Genomic DNA, 17,353 nt, shown 5'->3' on the forward strand with positions numbered 1-17,353 from the left:
GGCAAAATCGCTCGAGAGGCTGGGTGAGTGGTGATCAAAAGCGAAAGATCATGTCACTGAATCGGTCGAAGACAAGCGCGAAGATAGTCTGATTCGCCGAGGTCCAATGATGAGCCGAGGGCCACTGCTCGCTGCCACATCGCCTGGGCCTCCGAGGGGCGGCCGAACCGGAGCAGGGCGGCAGCCAGACTGTCGGCAGCTTCGGCCTCCGCGCCGGGAAGCCGGGTCGCGCGGGCCAGGGTCACGGCGGCGCCGAGGTGTTGGGTGGCCTGGCGCAGGTGCCCGAGTGCAGTCTCGGCCCGACCCGCGCCGCGTAGGGCGATGATCTCCTCGTGGACGGCCCCGACCTCGTGGGCGACCTGGGCGGCCTCGGTGAAGCGGTCGACGGCGTCGCGAGGCCGATCGGCGCGCAGGTAGGTGCCACCGAGGATGTTCAGTGTTTTGACGACGTGTTGGCGGTCGTCGAGCTGCCGGAAGGTCTCCAGGCCGGCCTGACACAGTCGGACGGCGGTAAGGAGCTCTTCAGGGAGGGGCAGGGTTTCGGCCAGATTGATGCGGATCATGGCGCGATCGGAATCGGTGCCGGAGATTCTGCTCAGGGTGAGCGACTCCTCGAAGGTCCGCCGGGCCGACTGCTGGTCGCCCATTTCCAGATAGACGTTGCCGATGTTGTTGAGGGCCTGTCCCTCTTTCCGGATATCGCCGCTGCGCCGTGCTTCGGAGAGCGCTTCGAAGAACGCGACGAGCGCCTCCGCCGGCTCGGAGAGATGGAGCAGGATGATGCCGTGCCCGTTGGAGTACCTGATCCGGTTGGCTCGGTTGATCGGCAGGGTCAGGGCCTTCCGCTGCAGATCCAGTGCGGTCTCGTACTCGCCGGTGCGCAGGTGCAGTCGGGCCAGTTGGGTGAGGGCCTCGGCCTCGCCCTCCGGGTCTCTCGCCGCCCGGGTCAGCGCGAGTGCCCGCTCGCCTGCCTCTCCGGCCAGGGAGTTGCGGGAGGTGTTCGAGTAGCTGACGCTCAGGTCGATCCGGCTGCGGCCCTCGGCGCGGCGGTTCCCGACGGTCCGCCAGTGGGCGGACGAGGCGTGGTGCATCTCCGCAGCCGCCACCCAGTGCCCTTCCTGGCGGAGGAACTCGGCCAGGACATGGGAGAGTTGAGCGGCCTCGACCATCAGTCCGGCGCCCCGGGCCTGCAGCTCGGTCGCCACCAGGGCTGCACACGACTCGGTGAGCCAGTGGTGCGGATCCGCCTCATCGGTCCAGTGCGGATCAGTGCCCTCGATGCCGGTGACGGGAAGCCTGGGTCGGCCGGGGTAGAGGATGCGATCGGCCTGGTCGGCGAGCCGGATACAGGTGAGAACCAAGCGGCGGACGGCTGCCTCGCGTTCGCCGGTGGGCTCCTCGCGTTGGGCCAGGGTGCGCGCGTACTCGCCGAGCAGGTCGTGGAAGCGATAGCGCTCGGGGGAGATCTCTTGCAGCAGGTGGCAGTTGAGCAGGCTTTCGATGATCCTCTCGGATTGGCCGCCCGGTCTGCCGATCAGGGCCTCGGCCTCGAAGGAGCCGAAATCCGGCCCCGGGTGCAGGCCGAGACGACGAAATCCCGAGCGCTGATCCCCACTGAGGGCCAGGTACGACATCTCGAACACCCGTGCCACGTCACGGAATTCGTCCCGGATCTCACCCAGGCGGCCGGGCTCGCGGGCCAGTCGGCGGGCCAGGCGCTCCAGGGTCCAGGTCGGTCTGCCCTTGAGGCGGGCGGCCCCGATCGCGAGAGCGAGCGGTAACTGGCCCAAGCGCGCGACGATGTCGCCGACCTGGGCGATGTCGTCGGTTCGCTCCTGGCCGACCAGGTGACGGAACAGGGCGATCGACTCGGCTTCGGGCAGCAGATCGAGGAAATGGGTGTGCGCACCGGAGAGTTCGGTGAGTCGGTGCCGACTGGTCAGCAGGGCTGTCGAGGAGGGCGAGTCGGGCAACAGCGGACGGACCTGCTCCGGGCTGGCGACATCGTCCAGGATCACCACCATGCGGCGGGCGGCGAGTTCGGTCCGCCAGCGCGTACTGAGCTCGGCGGTGTCGGCATGCAGGGAGTCGGCTGGAGCGCCGAGGGTGCGGAGCAGGAAGAGCAGTGCGGAGTGGGTGGGGAGCGGCGGCGACTGGGGTGTGGAATGGCCTTGGAGGCTGAGGTAGATCCGACCGTCGGGGTAGCGGGACTGGAGGCGATCGGCGGCGTGCAGGGCCAGTTCGGTCTTTCCGACCCCGGGCATGCCGGAGAGGACCTGGATCCTTGCCCGCTGCCGGTCGGCCTCGGCGACCTGGGCCAGCACGTCGTCCCGGCCGATCAGGTGGCTCATGCCGGGAAGATTGGAGAGCGCCGTGGACCGGTGCGATGTGCCGCGTGGAGCCGGCTGCCGGTCCGGCAGGAGCTCGGCCACCGGGGCCTGGTTCAGGATGCGGTCGTGGAGGTGGGTGAGCTGGGGGCCCGGGTCGGTGCCGAGCTCGTTGAGGAGATGGTGGCGGACCCGTTGGAAGGTGGTCAGGGCGTCGCCGGGGCGCCCGGCGCCGTAGAGGGCGATCAGCAGGTGGCCGGCCAGCGATTCGTTGCCGGGGTGCTGGTCGAGCTGGCGGGAGAGTTCGGGGACCAGGTCGGTGAAGCGGCCGAGGCGGAGCTCGATCGGGTAGCGGTGCAGGGTGGTCGCGAGCCGCTGCTCGGCCATCCTGGTGCGGGTGGCCTGGGCCCAGAGGCCGGGCAGGCCGGCCAGGGCCTCGCCGTGCCAGAGGGCCTCGGCCTGGTCGAAGGCGGCCAGGGCGGCCCGGTCGTCGCCCGCCTCGGCCAGGGTTCTGGCACGGGCGGCCGCCCGCAGGTAACGGTGCCAGTCGACCGCGGTCCGGTCGGCCTCCAGGGTGTAGGTGCGCGGACCGCTGGTGACCTCCGGGGCGGGGCCGTCCGAGCCGGTCTGCTCGATTGCGTCGCGGAAGGCCCGGCGGAGTCTGGAGACGTAACTGTAGAGCAGGGCCAGGGCGTTGGCGGGTGGCTCGTCGTCCCAGACCCGCTGGGTCAGCACGTCGTGCGAGACCGCCTTGCCGAGGTCGTGGGCGAGCGCCGCGAGCACCGCCCGCTCGCGGTTCGAGCGGAGGGGGACGAGCTGGGCCGCGGCGCGGATCTCCACTGCGCCGAACAGACGAATCGTCAGCATGGGCCCCCCAATGTCTGGTTATCGCTCACATCTTTATGGGAGCATGACACGGGCCGGGAAGTCGAGACATACCACTTGACCACAGGAGGCAGCGGAGTTCCGGAGAATTCGTCAACTGCCGGTGAATCACCTGCTATTCGCGGTAAACGGCCCCGGCCGGTCCGCTTCGGGTGACGGGCAGTGATCGGGGGAGAGGCCAGTGCAGCCACTGACGAACGCGTCACTGACCGCCGCGCTGCGGTCGGCCACCAGCGAGCAGCTCGACCAACTGGAGCCGCTGACAGGCAAGTTGCGCAGGCCGCTGACAGACGACCAGTGTGACGAGATCGCCCGGACGGTGCTGGCGGGAACACCCGGACTGGTGACGGGAATTGCGGTCTGGGTGGCGATGGTGAGTTCGGACGTGAACAACTCGATCTCCGGTTCGGCGCAGTTCACCGGCACCACCGTGCAGGCCCGCGAGATCCACGGCGGAATTCACGTCCGAGTAGAATCACCCGCGCTGCCGACGCCACGTCAACTACTGCCCATTCCCAGCCATTTCACCGGACGGTCGGAGGAGCTGTGCCGGCTGGACCGGATGGCCGACCCCGCCGGACCGGTGCTGGTGGTGGTGACCGGACCGGCCGGCGTGGGCAAGACCGCTCTCGGGTCGTACTGGCTGCGCGGTCTGGCGGCGGAGTACCCGGACGGCCAGCTGTACGCGGATCTGCGCGGACACGCACCGGAGGGGCCGACCGATCCGACCGAGGTGCTCGGTGGTTTCCTGCGGGCGTTCGGGGTCAGCCCTGTGCCGTCCGAGCTGGCCGAACAGGCCGCTCTCTGGCGCTCGTTGACCGCGCGGCGACGGCTGATCCTGATGCTCGACAACGCGGTGAGCGCCGCGCAGGTCCGGCCACTGCGGCCCGGGTCGGACGGTGGCGTGGTGCTGGTGACCAGCCGGCTGCGGCTGACCGGCCTGGCGCTGGACGGCGCGGACTTCCTGCCGCTCGGACTGCTGGCCCCCGAGGCGGGGACCGAACTGCTCCGGAGCCGGATCGGCACCGGACGGATCGAGGCCGAACCGGACTCCGCCCGGCAGGTGGTGGACCGGTGCGGCGGCCTGCCGCTGGCACTCTGTGTGGCTGCCGCCCGGCTGGCGGCCCGGCCGGCCCAGGCCATCTCGGTCACCGCCGCCGCGCTGGGACGGGACACCGACCGGCTGGGCACGCTCAGGATCGGGGACGAGGACGCCGTCCAAGGCGCGCTGGACGCTTCCCGCCGCCTGCTCTCCCCGGCAGCGCGGCGGCTGTACGGGCTCCTCGGCCGGCTGCCGTTCGCCGAGTTCGGCCGGGAACTGGCCACCGCCGTGGGCGGATCGGCAGCCGAGGCGGACGACGCGTTGGAGGAGCTGACGGAGGTTCACCTGCTGGAGGAGACCGGCCGCGAGCGGTTGAAGTTCCACGACCTGGTCCGGCTGCACGCCCGGGGCACCGACCCGGGCGGGGTGGACGCCGTGCGCCGGGCGGTGGACTGGTACCTCGCCGTCGCGACCGCGGCGGAGACACTGATCAGCCCCAACCACCGCTCGATGGCGCGGAGTTACGCGGAGCAGCTGCCCAGGCCGGTGCCGTTCGGCGATGAGCCGGGGGCGCTGGCCTGGCTGGACGCCGAGCAGTTCCAGCTGATGACCGCGCTGCGGACGGCGGCCGAGGCGGACTGGCACCCGACGGTCTGGCAACTGGCCGACGCGATGTGGCCGTTGTTCCTGCGGCTGCGCCCGTACGCGCTCTGGATCGAGGCTCACGAGCGGGGCCTCGCCGCGGCACGCGCCGCCGCTGATCCGGCGGCCGAGGCCCGGATGCTGACCTCCGGCGCGGCGGGGCTGCGCAACGCGGGCCGGCTGGTGGAGGCGGCGGAGTGGTACCGGCAGGCGCTCGCGCTGGCCGAGCGCTCGGGTGACCCGAGGAGCGGGTCGCAGGCGCGGAACGGGCTCGGGCAGCTGGCCCGGCTGGCGGGCCGACCGGCCGAGGCGGTCGGGCACTTCGAGCAGGCCGTGGCGCTGCGGGAGGGGATCGGCCACGACCGGGGCGCAGCCGTTTTCCGGATCTCGCTGGCCGAGGCCAGGCTCGCCCTGGACGAGCACCCGGAGGCCGTCCGGCTGCTCGAACTGGCCCGGGCGCAGCTGCTGGCCGTACCGGACCGGTACGAGGCGGCCAGGGCGCTGGCCCTGCTCGGCCGGGCGAACGGCACGGTGGACCCGGAGCTCGCCGAGCGCCATCTGCGGGCGGCGATCGACGAGTTCCGGGCCTGTGGGTCGCGGCACTGGGAGGCCCGCTGCCACGAACTGCTGGGCGAACTGGCCGGATCGACGGGAGATCCGGCCGAACAGCGGGCGCGCTACGAGCACGCGCTCGAGCTCTACCGGGCGGTGCGGGCGCCGGATGTCGACCGGCTGACCGAGAGGCTCGTGGAACTCTCGGCCCGCAGGGTCAGCGACTGACGCTCCGCCAGCACCACCGAGAGCAGCGCGGGCCGTCCGAGGACCAGCCAGGTGTGCACCAACGACCCGGCCTGCCAGGCTGGTTGGGCGGTCACGGTGATCAGGCCGACCGGGGTCGCGGCCCAGACCGCGCCACCCGGGGCCGGTACCGCGACCACCCGGCAGCCCGGGTGGCGGCGCAGCGTGAGCGCCGCCTCGGCGGCCGGGCGCGGCTCGGTGGCGGTCAGCACGTCCGCCCAGTGCAGCCCGGGGGAGCCGTGGTCGACGGCGAGGCGCAGGTGCTCGTCCACCAGGACGCCGCCGGACATCACCCGGACGATCACCGGTCGGTGAGCGGGCTCGGCAGCGGCAGCGGTTCGGTGACCGGTTCGTACGCGGGTTCGCCCAGCCCGAGCAGACGGTAGATCAGGGCGCGGGCATTGCGGTTGAAGCCGCCGGGCTCGGAGGAGATCCCGGCCGCGATGGCCTCGAACTCGGCGGGGCGGTGGCGCTCTTGGGTGTAGGCGAGCTGGTCGGCGAGGGAGTGGCCGAGCGAGAGCGCGGGCGCGGTCCTGGCCAGCTGGGCGGCGGGCGAGTCGGGGTTGACGTCCTGGAACGGGAAACGGGCGAGCAGCATCGGCGTCCGGGTGAGCGCCCCGTACAGGGTGACCGAGCCGTGGTCGCCGATCAGGTGGTCGGCCGCGATCAGCAGCTGCCGCCAGTCGGTCTCCGGCGGGATCAGCCCGACGCCGCGGCGGGCGTGCGCGTGCAGCCAGGCGTCGATCTGCCAACGCCCGTGCCCGGCGAAGACGTTGGGGTGCACCAGCAGGGCGGTGCGGTAGGTGTCGGTGGGCAGTTCGGCGAGCAGGCGGGGGAGCAGGGCGTCCAACCGGTTGAAGGAGGAGCCCAGGCCCCAGGTGGAGCAGACCAGTACCAGCCGTTCGGCCGGGCGCAGGCCGAGCGCCCGGCGGTAGTCCTCGCGCAGCGGCAGGCTGGCGGCGATCCGGTCGTAGCAGGCGTCGCCGATCACGCTGGCCACCGGCAGCGCCTCCGGGCAGGAGCGGGCCAGGGTGTCGAGGTCGGAGCGGTGGGCGAGCGCGATGGCGCTCGGCACCACCCGGCCCTGCCAGGTGAGGTAGCGCCGGCCGAGGCCGCCCACGGAGCGGTCGGACGTGTCGGCGAGCCGGGAGAGCTTGATGTGACCGGCGCCGTGCGGGAGCCGGAGCAGCGGTCCTCGGAGCTGCTCGACACCCTGCGAACCGGCGGCCAGCACCAGGTCGAAGTCGGTTCTGACGGCCTCCCGCCAGGGCAGCACGATGCCGCCCAGGCGGTGCAGGAACTCGGGTACGCCCGCGTTGAAGGCGTGCGGTGCGACGGTGAAGACGACGTTGATCCGGAGGTCGGCGCGGAGCAGCGGCAGCAGGTCCTGCAGCCGCTGACCGTAGACCAGGGTGTGGATCACGAACAGGACGCGCTTGCAGTCGGGCAGGGTGGCCCACTGACCGGGATTCCGGCGGATCGGGGCGCCGGCTTTCGTCCTGGGTGCTGCGGATGACACGGTGACTCCCCCTTGTGACGACTCGACGGCCGCCGTCGCGGCCGTCGAGGGAGGAGGTGCCCGGCCGGACTGGTGGAAGCCCTGCCACCGGCTTGCCGAAACCTTGCGGGCTCGGATCCAGGCTCAGATCCGGTCGCCGAAGTCGGCTTCCAGGCGGTGGAGTTGGCGGGGCCCAGGGATGCCGTCGGCGTCCGCTCCGGCGTCGCCGATGCTGAGTTGGTACTGCCGGAAGCTCTCGGTGTCGGCCGGGCCCCAGACCGGGCCCGGGCCCTCGGTGTAGTGCGAGCAGCCCGCCGCGACCAGCAGTCGGCCGAGCTTGGTGATGTGCTCGCCGACCGCGCCGGGGCCGTACGGGCGGCCGTCGATCACCACCTGACGGGGGATCAGCGGGCCGGGCAGGTCGGACTCGTCCGCCTGGTGGCCGAAGTACCGGACGCCGGGGCGGTCGCGCCAGGCGGGGTCGGCGGTGACCAGGCCCTCGGGGAAGTCGGGGTAGCCGTACGAGTCGACGTAGCGGGAGCGGCGCTGGTAGCTGCGGCGGTAGACGCCGTCGCCGTTGGCGGAGCCGTCGTCGTTGGTGTTGCCCGCGACGACCGTGATGGTGTCGGTGGTGTAGGCGAGCACCAGGCCGGTGTGCTCGCCGCCGGGGCCGAGCGGGCCCTCGGGCCTGCCGAACAGCACCTGGGCGCCGATCGCGGGGTACGCCGAGAGCCGGCCGCGCCGTTCGAACCAGTCCCGGGCGACCGAGCAGGAGGCGGTGTCGGGGTAGCGGCCCGCGTTGCCGCTCTCCACCGCGACGGCGGCGACGAAGTCGGCGCACCAGCTCTCGGCGGGGCGGCCCATCGCGGCCGAGAAACGGTTCTGGTTGTCCGCGCCCTCGCGGTAGCCGAGATGGCCTCGGGCGGTTTGCAGCATGGCCCTCGCACCGGACATGTCGTCTCCAAACTAAAAAGAAGCCGGGCCCTGCCAACGAGAGTCGGCAGGGCCCGGTTACGAGACGACGGGGCTGATCAGCAGCGGCCGAGCGTCTCGCACTCCTCCCAGCGGGTGGCCGGGACCTCGGCGGGAGCGTCGTGCAGCGCCGGGGCGTTGAAGGACTTCAGCGCGGGAGCGGCGGGCGCGGACGGCGTGACGGCCGGGCCGGTGGCCAGCCGGACGGCGATCGCGTCGAGGACGCTGCGCGGGCGCGCGCCGGGGAAGTTGTTCACCAGGATCGAGAAGGCGAGCCGGCGCCCGTCGGGCGCGGTGGCGTAGCCGACCAGGTTGTCGACGCCGCCCATCGAGCCGCTCTTGGCGTGCACGTTGTTCTCGGCGGCGGTGCCGCGCATCCGGGCGGCCAAGGTGCCGCCGACCATCCGCTCCGGGTTGCCCGCCACCGGGAGGGCGTCGTACCAGGTCTTGAACCACGGCTTGCCCGGGGCGAGCTTGAGCAGGCCGGTCAGCTTGGAGGCGCTGACCAGGTCGTAGCGGGACAGGCCGGAGCCGTCCACCTGGCGGCCAGTCGGCAGCTCCAGGCCGTTCGCCTTGAGGAAACCGTTGACCTGGGTGACGCCGGCGCTCCAGCTGCCCTGGCCGCCCTTGACCTTGCCGATCTCCTTGAGCAGGTGCTCGGCGATGCCGTTGTTGCTGATCTTGAGCATCGGGACCAGCAGCTCGCCGAGCGGGCGGGAGGCGTGGCCGACCAGGGCCTGCGAGGTCTCGGTGCCGGTGGCGGCCTTGGCCGGACGCAGCACCTTGACCCCGTGCCTGGCCAGCGCGCCGGCGAACACGTCGCCGGTGTAGCCGGCCGGGTTCTCCACCGTGGTGAGGAAGTCGACGGGCGCGGAGCCGACGGCCAGACTGCCGGTCAGCGCCAGCTCGTTGACGCCCCGTCGGCGCTCGACGTCGGCGCTGTTGCCGCTGCCGGCCGCGCCGGTGGCGATCTGCCCGGCGAACTTCACCGGCGCCTCGGCCGGGAACAGGGTGACCGTGGCGGGCTGGCCCGCGGTGGCGGCCGGGGTGACGGTCACCTTGACGGTGTCCATCGAGTACTCGGCGTCGGGGGCGACGGTGAGCGCGGAGATCTGCGGGCTGTACGAGTACGCCTCGTCGTCCCAGGCCCAGCCGGGGCCGAGCGGGACGGAGTCGTAGCGGCTGCCGTCGGCGAGCACCCGGCCGGTGACGGTGGTGATGCCGGCCGCGGCCACCTGGGCGGCCAGGTCGTCCAGGTCCTTGGGCTGCAGGCTCGGGTCGCCACCGCCGCGCAGGATCAGGTCACCGTTGAGGACCGAGCTGTAGCGGCTGCCGGTGGTGCGGACCTCGGTGGTGAAGACGTGGTTCTCGCCGAGCAGCTCCAGCGCGGCGGCGGAGGTGACGGTCTTCAGGGTGGAGGCCGGGGTGAGCAGCGCGTCGGCCTGGTGCTGGTAGACCACCTGACCGGTGCTGGTGTCGACCACCTGCACGCCCGCCTGGGCGGTGGCGAGCCGGGGGTCGGCCAGGATGGCGTCCAGGTCGGCGATCAGCTTCGGGTCCGCCGGGGTCGAGGTGTCGGCCTGGGCGACGCCCGCCAGCAGCGAGGCGGCGATGGCGACGGCGGCGAAGGGGAGGACACGGCGGCGGTGGGTGCGCGCGGGCAGCAAGAGTGCTCCTGGCAGTCGGGTACGACGGGAGCACACGGCAAACCCACCGCACCCGGGAGACCGGAGCGGATCGGCCCGGAGCCCCCCGTTTGGCGTACACAGACTACCAGTTGAGTGATCATCATCAGCCCTGCCGGGCCGTCCGCCTCAGCTCGGGACGTGCGCGCCGCCGCCCGCTTTGGTGGCCTCGACCATGGCCTGGTGCAGATTGCGCGCGGCGGTCTCGTCGGTCACCGTGACGGGGCTGCCGACCACGGTGAACCAGTCCTGCGCACCGGTGTACTGGATGGTGATCCGGGCCTCGCCGTCCACCCAGGTGGTGTGCAGGGTGAGGTCTCCGGTGATGGCTCCGAGCTCCTCGGTGAGCACACCGCCGTGCCCGGCCCGGATGCCCTGCGTGGTCCACGTCGCCCAGGTCTCCACTGTGCCTCCCCGCTGCTGTCCGGCCTCGCGGCCGTGCGTGATCATGCGTCAAGAGTTACCCGCCACGGTACCCCGGGACGCCGACCATCACCCCCTGTCACCTGTGAGGGGCGCGTGAGGGGGCAGACTGGAGGCATGTGCCGAAGCATCAAGACTCTGCGCGCCCCTGTTACCCCTGAGGTGACCGAGGACGACATCCACGCGGCCGCGCTCCAGTACGTCCGGAAGGTCTCCGGCTTCCGCGCGCCGGCGGCGCACAACCAGGAGGCGTTCGACCGGGCGGTGGCCGCCGTGACCGAGGCGACCCGGGAGCTGCTGGAGCACCTGGTGGTGCGCGGGGCTCACCAGCACGTGAACGGCCACCAGCACGACCACGACCACAGTCACGAGCACCAGCACCAGCACTGAGCCGGCTGGGGGTCAGCCCAGGAAGCCGCGGAGCAGCGCCGCGGTCGCTTCGAGGTGCTCCTCGGTGGCGCGCCGGGCGCCCTCGACGTCGCCGTCCAGGATGGCCCGCACCATGGCGTGGTGCTGCTCGGAGGCGTGGTCGATGTTGCGGCCGAGCACCGGGATCGCGTTCAGCAGGTCGTTCAGCCGCATCCGGCTCTCGGCCACCCCGGCCGCCAGTGAGTGCGAGCCGGTCAGCTCGGCGATGGCCAGGTGGAAGCGGGAGTCGAGCTGCCGATACTCCTCCGGCCCGGAGTGCTCCAGCTCGTCGAGGCGCTCGGTCAGGTACGCGCGCTGCTCGGGGCTGAGCGCGCGCCGGGCGGCCTGCTCGGAGGCGCCGGTCTCCAGCACCATCCGGAAGGTCAGCGCGTCCTCCAGCTCCGCCCCCATGTCCTGGACGGCGCGCCGGAGTTGGCCGAGATCCGGGTCGGGCGGTGGCAGCCGGTAGGTGACGAAGGTGCCGCCGTAGCGGCCGCGCCGGGACTCCACACAGCCGGCCAGCTGGAGTGAGCGGATCGCCTCGCGCAGGGTCTCCCGGCTGACGTGCAGCCGGGCGGCGAGCTCGCGTTCGGCGGGCAGCCGGTCGCCGTGGGCGAAGACGCCGAGTTTGAGGGCCTCCAGGATGCGCTCGACGGTCTCCTCGAAGGCGTTGCCGGTCCGGACGGGGCGGAAGATCGCGCCGCCCTGCCAGTCCATCAGCCCGCCGTCGTCGTCCACGCGGGAATCGTACCCAGACCCCCTTGACGCGCCCACCACGTGGGGTGAAACATGCTCACCACATCAATGGTCTGGTTTCAGTCCATTGATCTCCACACTGCCGTGGGCGCACGTTTCGGACCTCCCCCAACCGAACCCCCAAGGGGTGCGCATGTCCTCCGAACACACTCTCAGCGACGACGAACACCGCCTCCGCGAACTCGGGTACACCCAGGAACTCGCCCGCTCGATGTCGGGCTTCGGCAACTTCGCCCTCTCGTTCTCGATCGTCTCCATCCTCTCCGGCTGTCTCACCCTCTACGGCTTCGGCCTGAACACCGGCGGCCCGGCCATGATCATGTGGGGCTGGCCACTGGTCGGCCTGATGACCCTGTGCGTCGCGCTCGCGATGGCCGAGATCTGCTCCAGCTACCCGACCGCCGGCGGGCTCTACTACTGGGCCGCCAAACTGGCCAGAACCAAGGGCGCGGCCTGGGCCTGGTTCACCGGTTACTTCAACTTCATGGGCCAGGTCGCGGTCACCGCCGGGGTCGACTTCGGCGCCGCGTTCTTCACCAACGCCTTCCTGGAACTCCAGTGGGGCTACGCCGCCACCCCCGCCCACACCGTGCTGATCTTCGCGGTGATCCTGGTCCTGCACGGGCTGCTGAACACCCGGGGCGTCGGGCTGGTCTCGCTGTTCAACACGGTCAGCGTCTGGTGGCACCTGATCGGCGTCACGGTGATCGTCGGCGCGCTGGTCCTGCTGCCGGCCGAACACGCCTCCGCCTCCTTCGTGTTCACCAAGTTCGTCAACAACACCGGCTTCCAGAACAGCTTCTACGTCGCCATGCTCGGCCTGCTGCTGGCCCAGTACACCCTGACCGGCTACGACGCCTCGGCGCACATGACCGAGGAGACCAAGGACGCGGCCCGGTCCGGACCGAAGGGCATCGTCAACTCAGTGCTGGTCTCGCTGGTGGCGGGCTGGATCCTGCTGTTCGGCCTGACCTTCGCGATCACCGACTACGACGGCGCGCTGGGCAGTTCGACCGGGGTACCGCCCGCGCAGATCTTCATCGACGCGATCGGGGTGGGCGGCGCCAAGCTGCTGCTGCTGATCGTGATCGGCGCCCAGTTCTTCTGCGGGATGGCCTCGGTCACCGCCAACTCCCGGATGATCTACGCCTTCTCGCGGGACGGCGCGCTGCCGGGCTCGCGGATCTGGCACCGGATCAACCCGCGCACCCAGACCCCGACCGCCGCCGTCTGGCTGGCCACCGGCGGCGCGTTCGTGCTCGGCGCGCAGTACCTGTGGAACGCCACCGCGTACGCCGCCGTCACCTCGGTCTCCGTCATCGGGCTGTACATCGCGTACGTCGTCCCGGTGTTCCTGAGACTCCGTCAGGGTGACGCCTTCGAGCGCGGCCCGTGGCATCTGGGCCGCTGGAGCAAGCTGGTCGGTAGCGTGGCGGTCGGCTGGACGGCGCTGATCACGGTGCTGTTCATGCTGCCCACGGTCAGCCCGGTGACCGCCGTCAGCTTCAACTACACACCCGTCGCGGTGGCGGCCGTGCTCGGCTTCGCCGGAGTCTGGTGGCTGGTGTCGGCCCGGCACTGGTTCACCGGCCCGCGAGTCACCGCCGAGGACGAACCGATCACCGTATTGGAGAACCGATGAGCAGCCCCCGCCTCACCCTCGACCGGTTGCGCGAGCTGATCGCGGCCGGTGCCGTGGACACCGTGGTGCTCGCCCTCACCGACATGCAGGGCCGACTGCAGGGCAAGCGGATCGCGGCCGGGCACTTCCTGGACGAGGTGGTCGAGAATGCGGCCGAGGGCTGCGGCTACCTGCTGGCCGTGGACATCGACATGAACACCGTGGACGGCTACGAGGTCTCCTCCTGGGAGACCGGCTACGGCGACTTCGTGCTGAAACCCGACTTCGACACACTGCGGATGGTGCCCTGGCACCCGGCCACCGCGATGGTCCAGTGCGACGTGCTCCAGCACGACGGCACCCCGGTCGCGGTCTCGCCCCGGCAGGTGCTGCGGCGTCAGCTGGAGCGGCTGGCCGGGTACGGCTGGCAGGCGTACGCGGGCACCGAGCTGGAGTTCATCGTCTTCAAGGACAGCTACGAACAGGCCTGGCAGAAGGACTACTTCGGCCTCACCCCGGTCAACCAGTACAACGTCGACTACTCGATCCTGGGCACCGCCAGGATCGAACCGCTGCTGCGCCGGCTGCGCAACGAGATGACCGGGGCCGGGCTGACCGTCGAGTCCGCCAAGGGCGAGTGCAACCTCGGCCAGCACGAGATCGCCTTCAAGTACGGGCCCGCGCTGGCCACCTGTGACGACCACGCGGTCTACAAGACCGGCGCCAAGGAGATCGCCGACCAGGAGGGCTACAGCCTGACCTTCATGGCGAAGTACAACGAGCGCGAGGGCAACTCCTGTCACGTCCACCTGAGTCTGCGCGACGAGCAGGGCCGGCCGGTGTTCGCCGGTGACGGGCCCGGCGGCTTCTCCCGGACCATGGAGCACTTCCTGGCCGGGCAGCTGGCCTGTCTGGCCGAGTTCTCGCTGCTGCTCGCGCCGACCGTCAACTCCTACAAGCGGTACGTGCCGGGCAGCTTCGCGCCCACCGCCGTCGCCTGGGGCCGGGACAACCGGACCTGCGCGCTGCGGGTGGTCGGCCACGGCGCCTCGCTGCGGTTCGAGAACCGGGTGCCCGGCGGGGACGTCAACCCCTACCTGGCGCTGGCCGCGCTGATCGCCGCCGGACTGCACGGGGTCGAACAACAGCTCGCCCTGGAGCCCGAGTTCACCGGCAACGCGTACGCCTCGGACGCGCCCCGGGTGCCCAGCGCGCTGCGCGACGCGGTGGCCGCCTTCGAGGCGAGCGAGGCCGCCGGGCTGGCCTTCGGCAAGGACGTGGTCCGGCACTACGCGCACGCCGGTCGGGTCGAACTCGCCGCCTACGACGCGGCGGTGACCGACTGGGAGCGCCGCCGCGGATTCGAGCGACTGTGACCGGGGCCCTGACGGAGCGTCCGCTGATCGGCGTCAGCAGCTACCGGGACGAGGCCGCCTGGGGCGTCTGGCGTCAGCCCGCCGCGCTGATCCCGCAGAGCTACGTCGAGGCCGTCGAACGGGCCGGCGGCCTGCCCGTCCTGCTCCCGCCGCAGGACCCGGCGGGTGCCGCCCGGGTGCTGGCGCGGCTGGACGGGCTGGTGCTGGCCGGCGGCCCCGACCTCGACCCGGCCGCGTACGGCGCCGAGCCGCATCCGCGCACCGGAGTGCCCCAACCCGACCGGGACGGCTGGGAGTTCGCGCTCGCCCGGGCGGCGCTCGACAGCGGGCTGCCGCTGCTGGGCGTCTGCCGGGGCATGCAGCTGCTGAACGTCGTGCTCGGCGGCGACCTGGTCCAGCACCTCGACCCGCCGGACCACCAGGTCGCCCCGGCCACCTTCCAGTGGCAGGAGGTGGCGACCGCGCCCGGCAGCAGACTGGCCGCGATCCTCGGTAGCCAGGCCAAGGTGCGCTGTTACCACCACCAGGCCGTCGGCCGCCCGGGCGAGGGCCTGGCGGTCACCGCCCGGAGCACCGACGGCACCGTCGAAGGGCTCGAACTGCCAGGCGAGCGCTTCGTGCTGGGCGTGCAGTGGCACCCCGAGACCGACCCGACCGACCCGCGCCTGTTCCAGGCCCTGATCAAGGAGAGCACCCAGTGAGCCGAGCGGAGCCCGACCTCTTCGAGGTGGTCAACCCCGCCACCGAGGAGGTGATCGCCACCGTCCCGATGACCTCGCTCGCCGAGACCGACGCCGCCATCGACCGGGCCGCGGCCGCCTTCGACAGCTGGCGCCGGGTCGCCCCGGCCGACCGGGCCCGGCTGCTGCGCGCCTTCGCCGCCGCCGTGGACGCCGACCGCGAGCACCTGGCACAGCTCGAAGTCGCCAACGCGGGCCACACGGTGGGCAACGCCCGCTGGGAGGCGGGCAACGCCCGGGACGTGATCGAGTACTACGCCGCCGCCCCCGAGCGGCTGTTCGGCCGGCAGATCCCGGTGGCCGGGGGAGTGGACCTGACCTTCCAGGAACCGCTGGGCGTGGTCGGCATCATCGTGCCGTGGAACTTCCCGATGCCGATCGCCGCCTGGGGCTTCGCCCCGGCGCTGGCGGCGGGCAACACGGTGGTCCTCAAGCCCGCCGAGCTCACCCCGATGACCGCGCTGCGGCTGGCCGAACTCGCCCGGCAGGCGGGCCTCCCCGAGGACGTCTTCCAGGTGCTGCCCGGGCGCGGCCCGGTGGTCGGCGAACGCTTCGTCACCCACCCCGCCGTCCGCAAGGTGGTCTTCACCGGCTCGACCGCGGTCGGCAAGGCGGTGGCCGCCGGGTGCGCCGCGCAGGTCAAGCAGGTCACCCTGGAGCTCGGCGGCAAGAGCGCCAACATCGTCTTCGCCGACGCCGACCTGGACAAGGCCGCCGCCAGCGCGCCGGGCGCGGTCTTCGACAACGCCGGGCAGGACTGCTGCGCGCGGTCGCGGATCCTGGTCCAGGCCTCCGTGCTGGACGAGTTCATGGCGCGGTTCGAGACGGCCGTCCGGGCGGTCCGGGTCGGTGACCCGACGGACGAGAAGACCGAGATGGGCCCGCTGATCTCGGCCGCCCACCGCGCCCGGGTCGCCTCGTACGTCAACGAGCCCGCCTTCACCGGAAGTTGCCCGGACGGACCGGGCTTCTGGTACCCGCCGACCGTGCTGACGCCGGGCCGGACCGACGACCGGGCCTTCACCGAGGAGATCTTCGGCCCGGTGGTCAGCGTGGTCCCGTTCCGGGACGAGGCGGACGCGCTGCGGATCGCCAACGCCACCAAGTACGGCCTGTCCGGCTCGATCTGGACCAGGGACATCGGCCGCGCGCTGCGCGTCGCGCGCGGCGTCGAGGCGGGCAACCTCTCGGTCAACTCGCACTCCTCGGTGCGCTATTCGACCCCCTTCGGCGGCTTCAAGCAGTCCGGCCTCGGCCGGGAGCTGGGCCCCGACGCGCTCAACGCCTTCACCGAGACCAAGAACGTCTTCATCGCAACGGAGGAGCAGTCATGACCAAGCGTCTGGACGGCCGGGTGGCCGTCATCACCGGAGCGGGCAGCGGGATCGGTCTGGCGACCGCGAAGCGGTTCGCCGCCGAGGGGGCGAAGGTGGTCTGCGTCGACCTCGACCCGGAGAGCGGGGCCAAGGCCGCCAACGAGGTCGACGGCCTGTTCATCCAGGCCGACGTGACCGACGAGGCGGCGGTGATCGCGATGTACCAGCAGGCGGTGGACCACTACGGCAGTCTGGACATCGCCTTCAACAACGCGGGCATCTCGCCGCCGGAGGACGACTCGATCCTGACCACCGGGCTTGAGGCCTGGAAGCGGGTCCAGGAGGTCAACCTGACGAGTGTGTACCTGTGCTGCAAGTACGCGATCCCGCACATGCAGCGGCAGGGCAAGGGCTCGATCATCAACACCGCCTCGTTTGTCGCGGTGATGGGCGCGGCCACCTCGCAGATCTCCTACTCCGCCTCCAAGGGCGGGGTGCTGGCGATGTCGCGCGAGCTCGGTGTGCAGTTCGCCCGCGAGGGCATCCGGATCAACGCGCTCTGCCCGGGGCCGGTGAACACCCCGCTGCTGCAGGAGCTGTTCGCCAAGGACCCGGAGCGGGCGGCCCGGCGGCTGGTGCACATTCCGCTGGGGCGGTTCGCGGAGCCGTCCGAGATCGCGGCGGCGGTCGCCTTCCTGGCCAGTGACGACTCGTCGTTCATGACGGCGAACACCTTCCTGGTGGACGGTGGGATCTCGGGGGCTTACGTGACACCGGAGTAGGTGCCCTGCGGGCGGCTGGGGGAGAGGTGGGGTGGGGGCGGAGTGGACGGCGGTATCTCGGGGGCGTACGTCACCCCGGAGT

The 17,353-nt window shown here is 71.7% G+C and carries 14 protein-coding genes; 7 read left to right on the top strand and 7 right to left on the bottom strand.

Annotated elements, in window-relative coordinates:
- Nucleotides 1-53 precede the first annotated feature (53 nt).
- Nucleotides 54-3,194, bottom strand: a complete 3,141-nt coding sequence (locus F4556_RS34440) for an AfsR/SARP family transcriptional regulator (protein WP_184923205.1) — start codon at nt 3,192-3,194, stop codon at nt 54-56.
- A gap of 199 nt (nt 3,195-3,393) precedes the next feature.
- Between F4556_RS34440 and F4556_RS34445 the strand changes: the two genes are divergently transcribed.
- A complete protein-coding gene (locus F4556_RS34445; protein WP_184923207.1) occupies nt 3,394-5,676 on the top strand; it encodes a tetratricopeptide repeat protein in 2,283 nt (760 codons plus the stop codon).
- Here F4556_RS34445 and F4556_RS34450 read toward each other — a convergent pair.
- The 5 genes from F4556_RS34450 to F4556_RS34470 all read right to left on the bottom strand — a co-directional run bounded on the left by F4556_RS34450 (nt 5,595) and on the right by F4556_RS34470 (nt 10,299).
- A complete protein-coding gene (locus F4556_RS34450; protein ID WP_184923209.1) occupies nt 5,595-5,984 on the bottom strand; it encodes a hypothetical protein in 390 nt (129 codons plus the stop codon). The two genes, F4556_RS34445 and F4556_RS34450, sit on opposite strands and share 82 nt — an antisense overlap.
- Before the next feature lie 11 nt (nt 5,985-5,995).
- Nucleotides 5,996-7,213 carry a CDP-glycerol glycerophosphotransferase family protein gene (locus tag F4556_RS34455; RefSeq protein WP_313069031.1) on the bottom strand — a complete coding sequence of 406 codons (1,218 nt, stop codon included), beginning with the start codon at nt 7,211-7,213 and terminating at the stop codon, nt 5,996-5,998.
- A 123-nt stretch (nt 7,214-7,336) separates the two neighbouring features.
- Nucleotides 7,337-8,128 (bottom strand): peptidoglycan-binding protein, encoded by a 792-nt coding sequence (locus F4556_RS38790; protein WP_246511169.1) that lies wholly within the window; start codon nt 8,126-8,128, stop codon nt 7,337-7,339.
- A gap of 95 nt (nt 8,129-8,223) precedes the next feature.
- Nucleotides 8,224-9,831, bottom strand: coding sequence for a D-alanyl-D-alanine carboxypeptidase/D-alanyl-D-alanine endopeptidase (gene dacB, locus F4556_RS34465; protein WP_184923213.1), 1,608 nt, complete (start codon nt 9,829-9,831; stop codon nt 8,224-8,226).
- A 147-nt stretch (nt 9,832-9,978) separates the two neighbouring features.
- Nucleotides 9,979-10,299, bottom strand: coding sequence for a hypothetical protein (locus F4556_RS34470; protein ID WP_184923215.1), 321 nt, complete (start codon nt 10,297-10,299; stop codon nt 9,979-9,981).
- Nucleotides 10,300-10,389: 90 nt separating this feature from the next.
- Between F4556_RS34470 and F4556_RS34475 the strand changes: the two genes are divergently transcribed.
- Nucleotides 10,390-10,662, top strand: a complete 273-nt coding sequence (locus tag F4556_RS34475) for a DUF2277 domain-containing protein (RefSeq protein WP_184923217.1) — start codon at nt 10,390-10,392, stop codon at nt 10,660-10,662.
- A 12-nt stretch (nt 10,663-10,674) separates the two neighbouring features.
- Here the strand turns inward: F4556_RS34475 and F4556_RS34480 are convergent, their stop codons facing one another.
- Nucleotides 10,675-11,418, bottom strand: coding sequence for a FadR/GntR family transcriptional regulator (locus F4556_RS34480; RefSeq protein ID WP_313069033.1), 744 nt, complete (start codon nt 11,416-11,418; stop codon nt 10,675-10,677).
- A gap of 151 nt (nt 11,419-11,569) precedes the next feature.
- Here F4556_RS34480 and F4556_RS34485 point away from each other — a divergent pair, with 151 nt between their 5' ends.
- The 5 genes from F4556_RS34485 to F4556_RS34505 are packed head-to-tail and all read left to right on the top strand — an operon-like array spanning nt 11,570 to nt 17,271.
- A complete protein-coding gene (locus F4556_RS34485; RefSeq protein ID WP_184923219.1) occupies nt 11,570-13,078 on the top strand; it encodes an amino acid permease in 1,509 nt (502 codons plus the stop codon).
- Nucleotides 13,075-14,433: a glutamine synthetase family protein gene (locus F4556_RS34490; RefSeq protein WP_184923221.1), complete on the top strand. Its 1,359-nt coding sequence runs from the start codon at nt 13,075-13,077 to the stop codon at nt 14,431-14,433. The genes F4556_RS34485 and F4556_RS34490 overlap by 4 nt, the downstream gene beginning before the upstream one ends.
- A complete protein-coding gene (locus F4556_RS34495; RefSeq protein WP_184923223.1) occupies nt 14,430-15,134 on the top strand; it encodes a gamma-glutamyl-gamma-aminobutyrate hydrolase family protein in 705 nt (234 codons plus the stop codon). The genes F4556_RS34490 and F4556_RS34495 overlap by 4 nt, the downstream gene beginning before the upstream one ends.
- Nucleotides 15,131-16,507, top strand: a complete 1,377-nt coding sequence (locus F4556_RS34500) for an aldehyde dehydrogenase family protein (protein WP_184923224.1) — start codon at nt 15,131-15,133, stop codon at nt 16,505-16,507. Before F4556_RS34495 ends, F4556_RS34500 begins: the two co-directional genes overlap by 4 nt.
- Complete coding sequence (locus tag F4556_RS34505) at nt 16,504-17,271, top strand: 3-oxoacyl-ACP reductase (protein WP_184923226.1); 768 nt, start codon at nt 16,504-16,506, stop codon at nt 17,269-17,271. The genes F4556_RS34500 and F4556_RS34505 overlap by 4 nt, the downstream gene beginning before the upstream one ends.
- Nucleotides 17,272-17,353 lie beyond the last annotated feature (82 nt).

Source organism: Kitasatospora gansuensis (genome assembly GCF_014203705.1).
Lineage (GTDB): Bacteria > Actinomycetota > Actinomycetes > Streptomycetales > Streptomycetaceae > Kitasatospora > Kitasatospora gansuensis.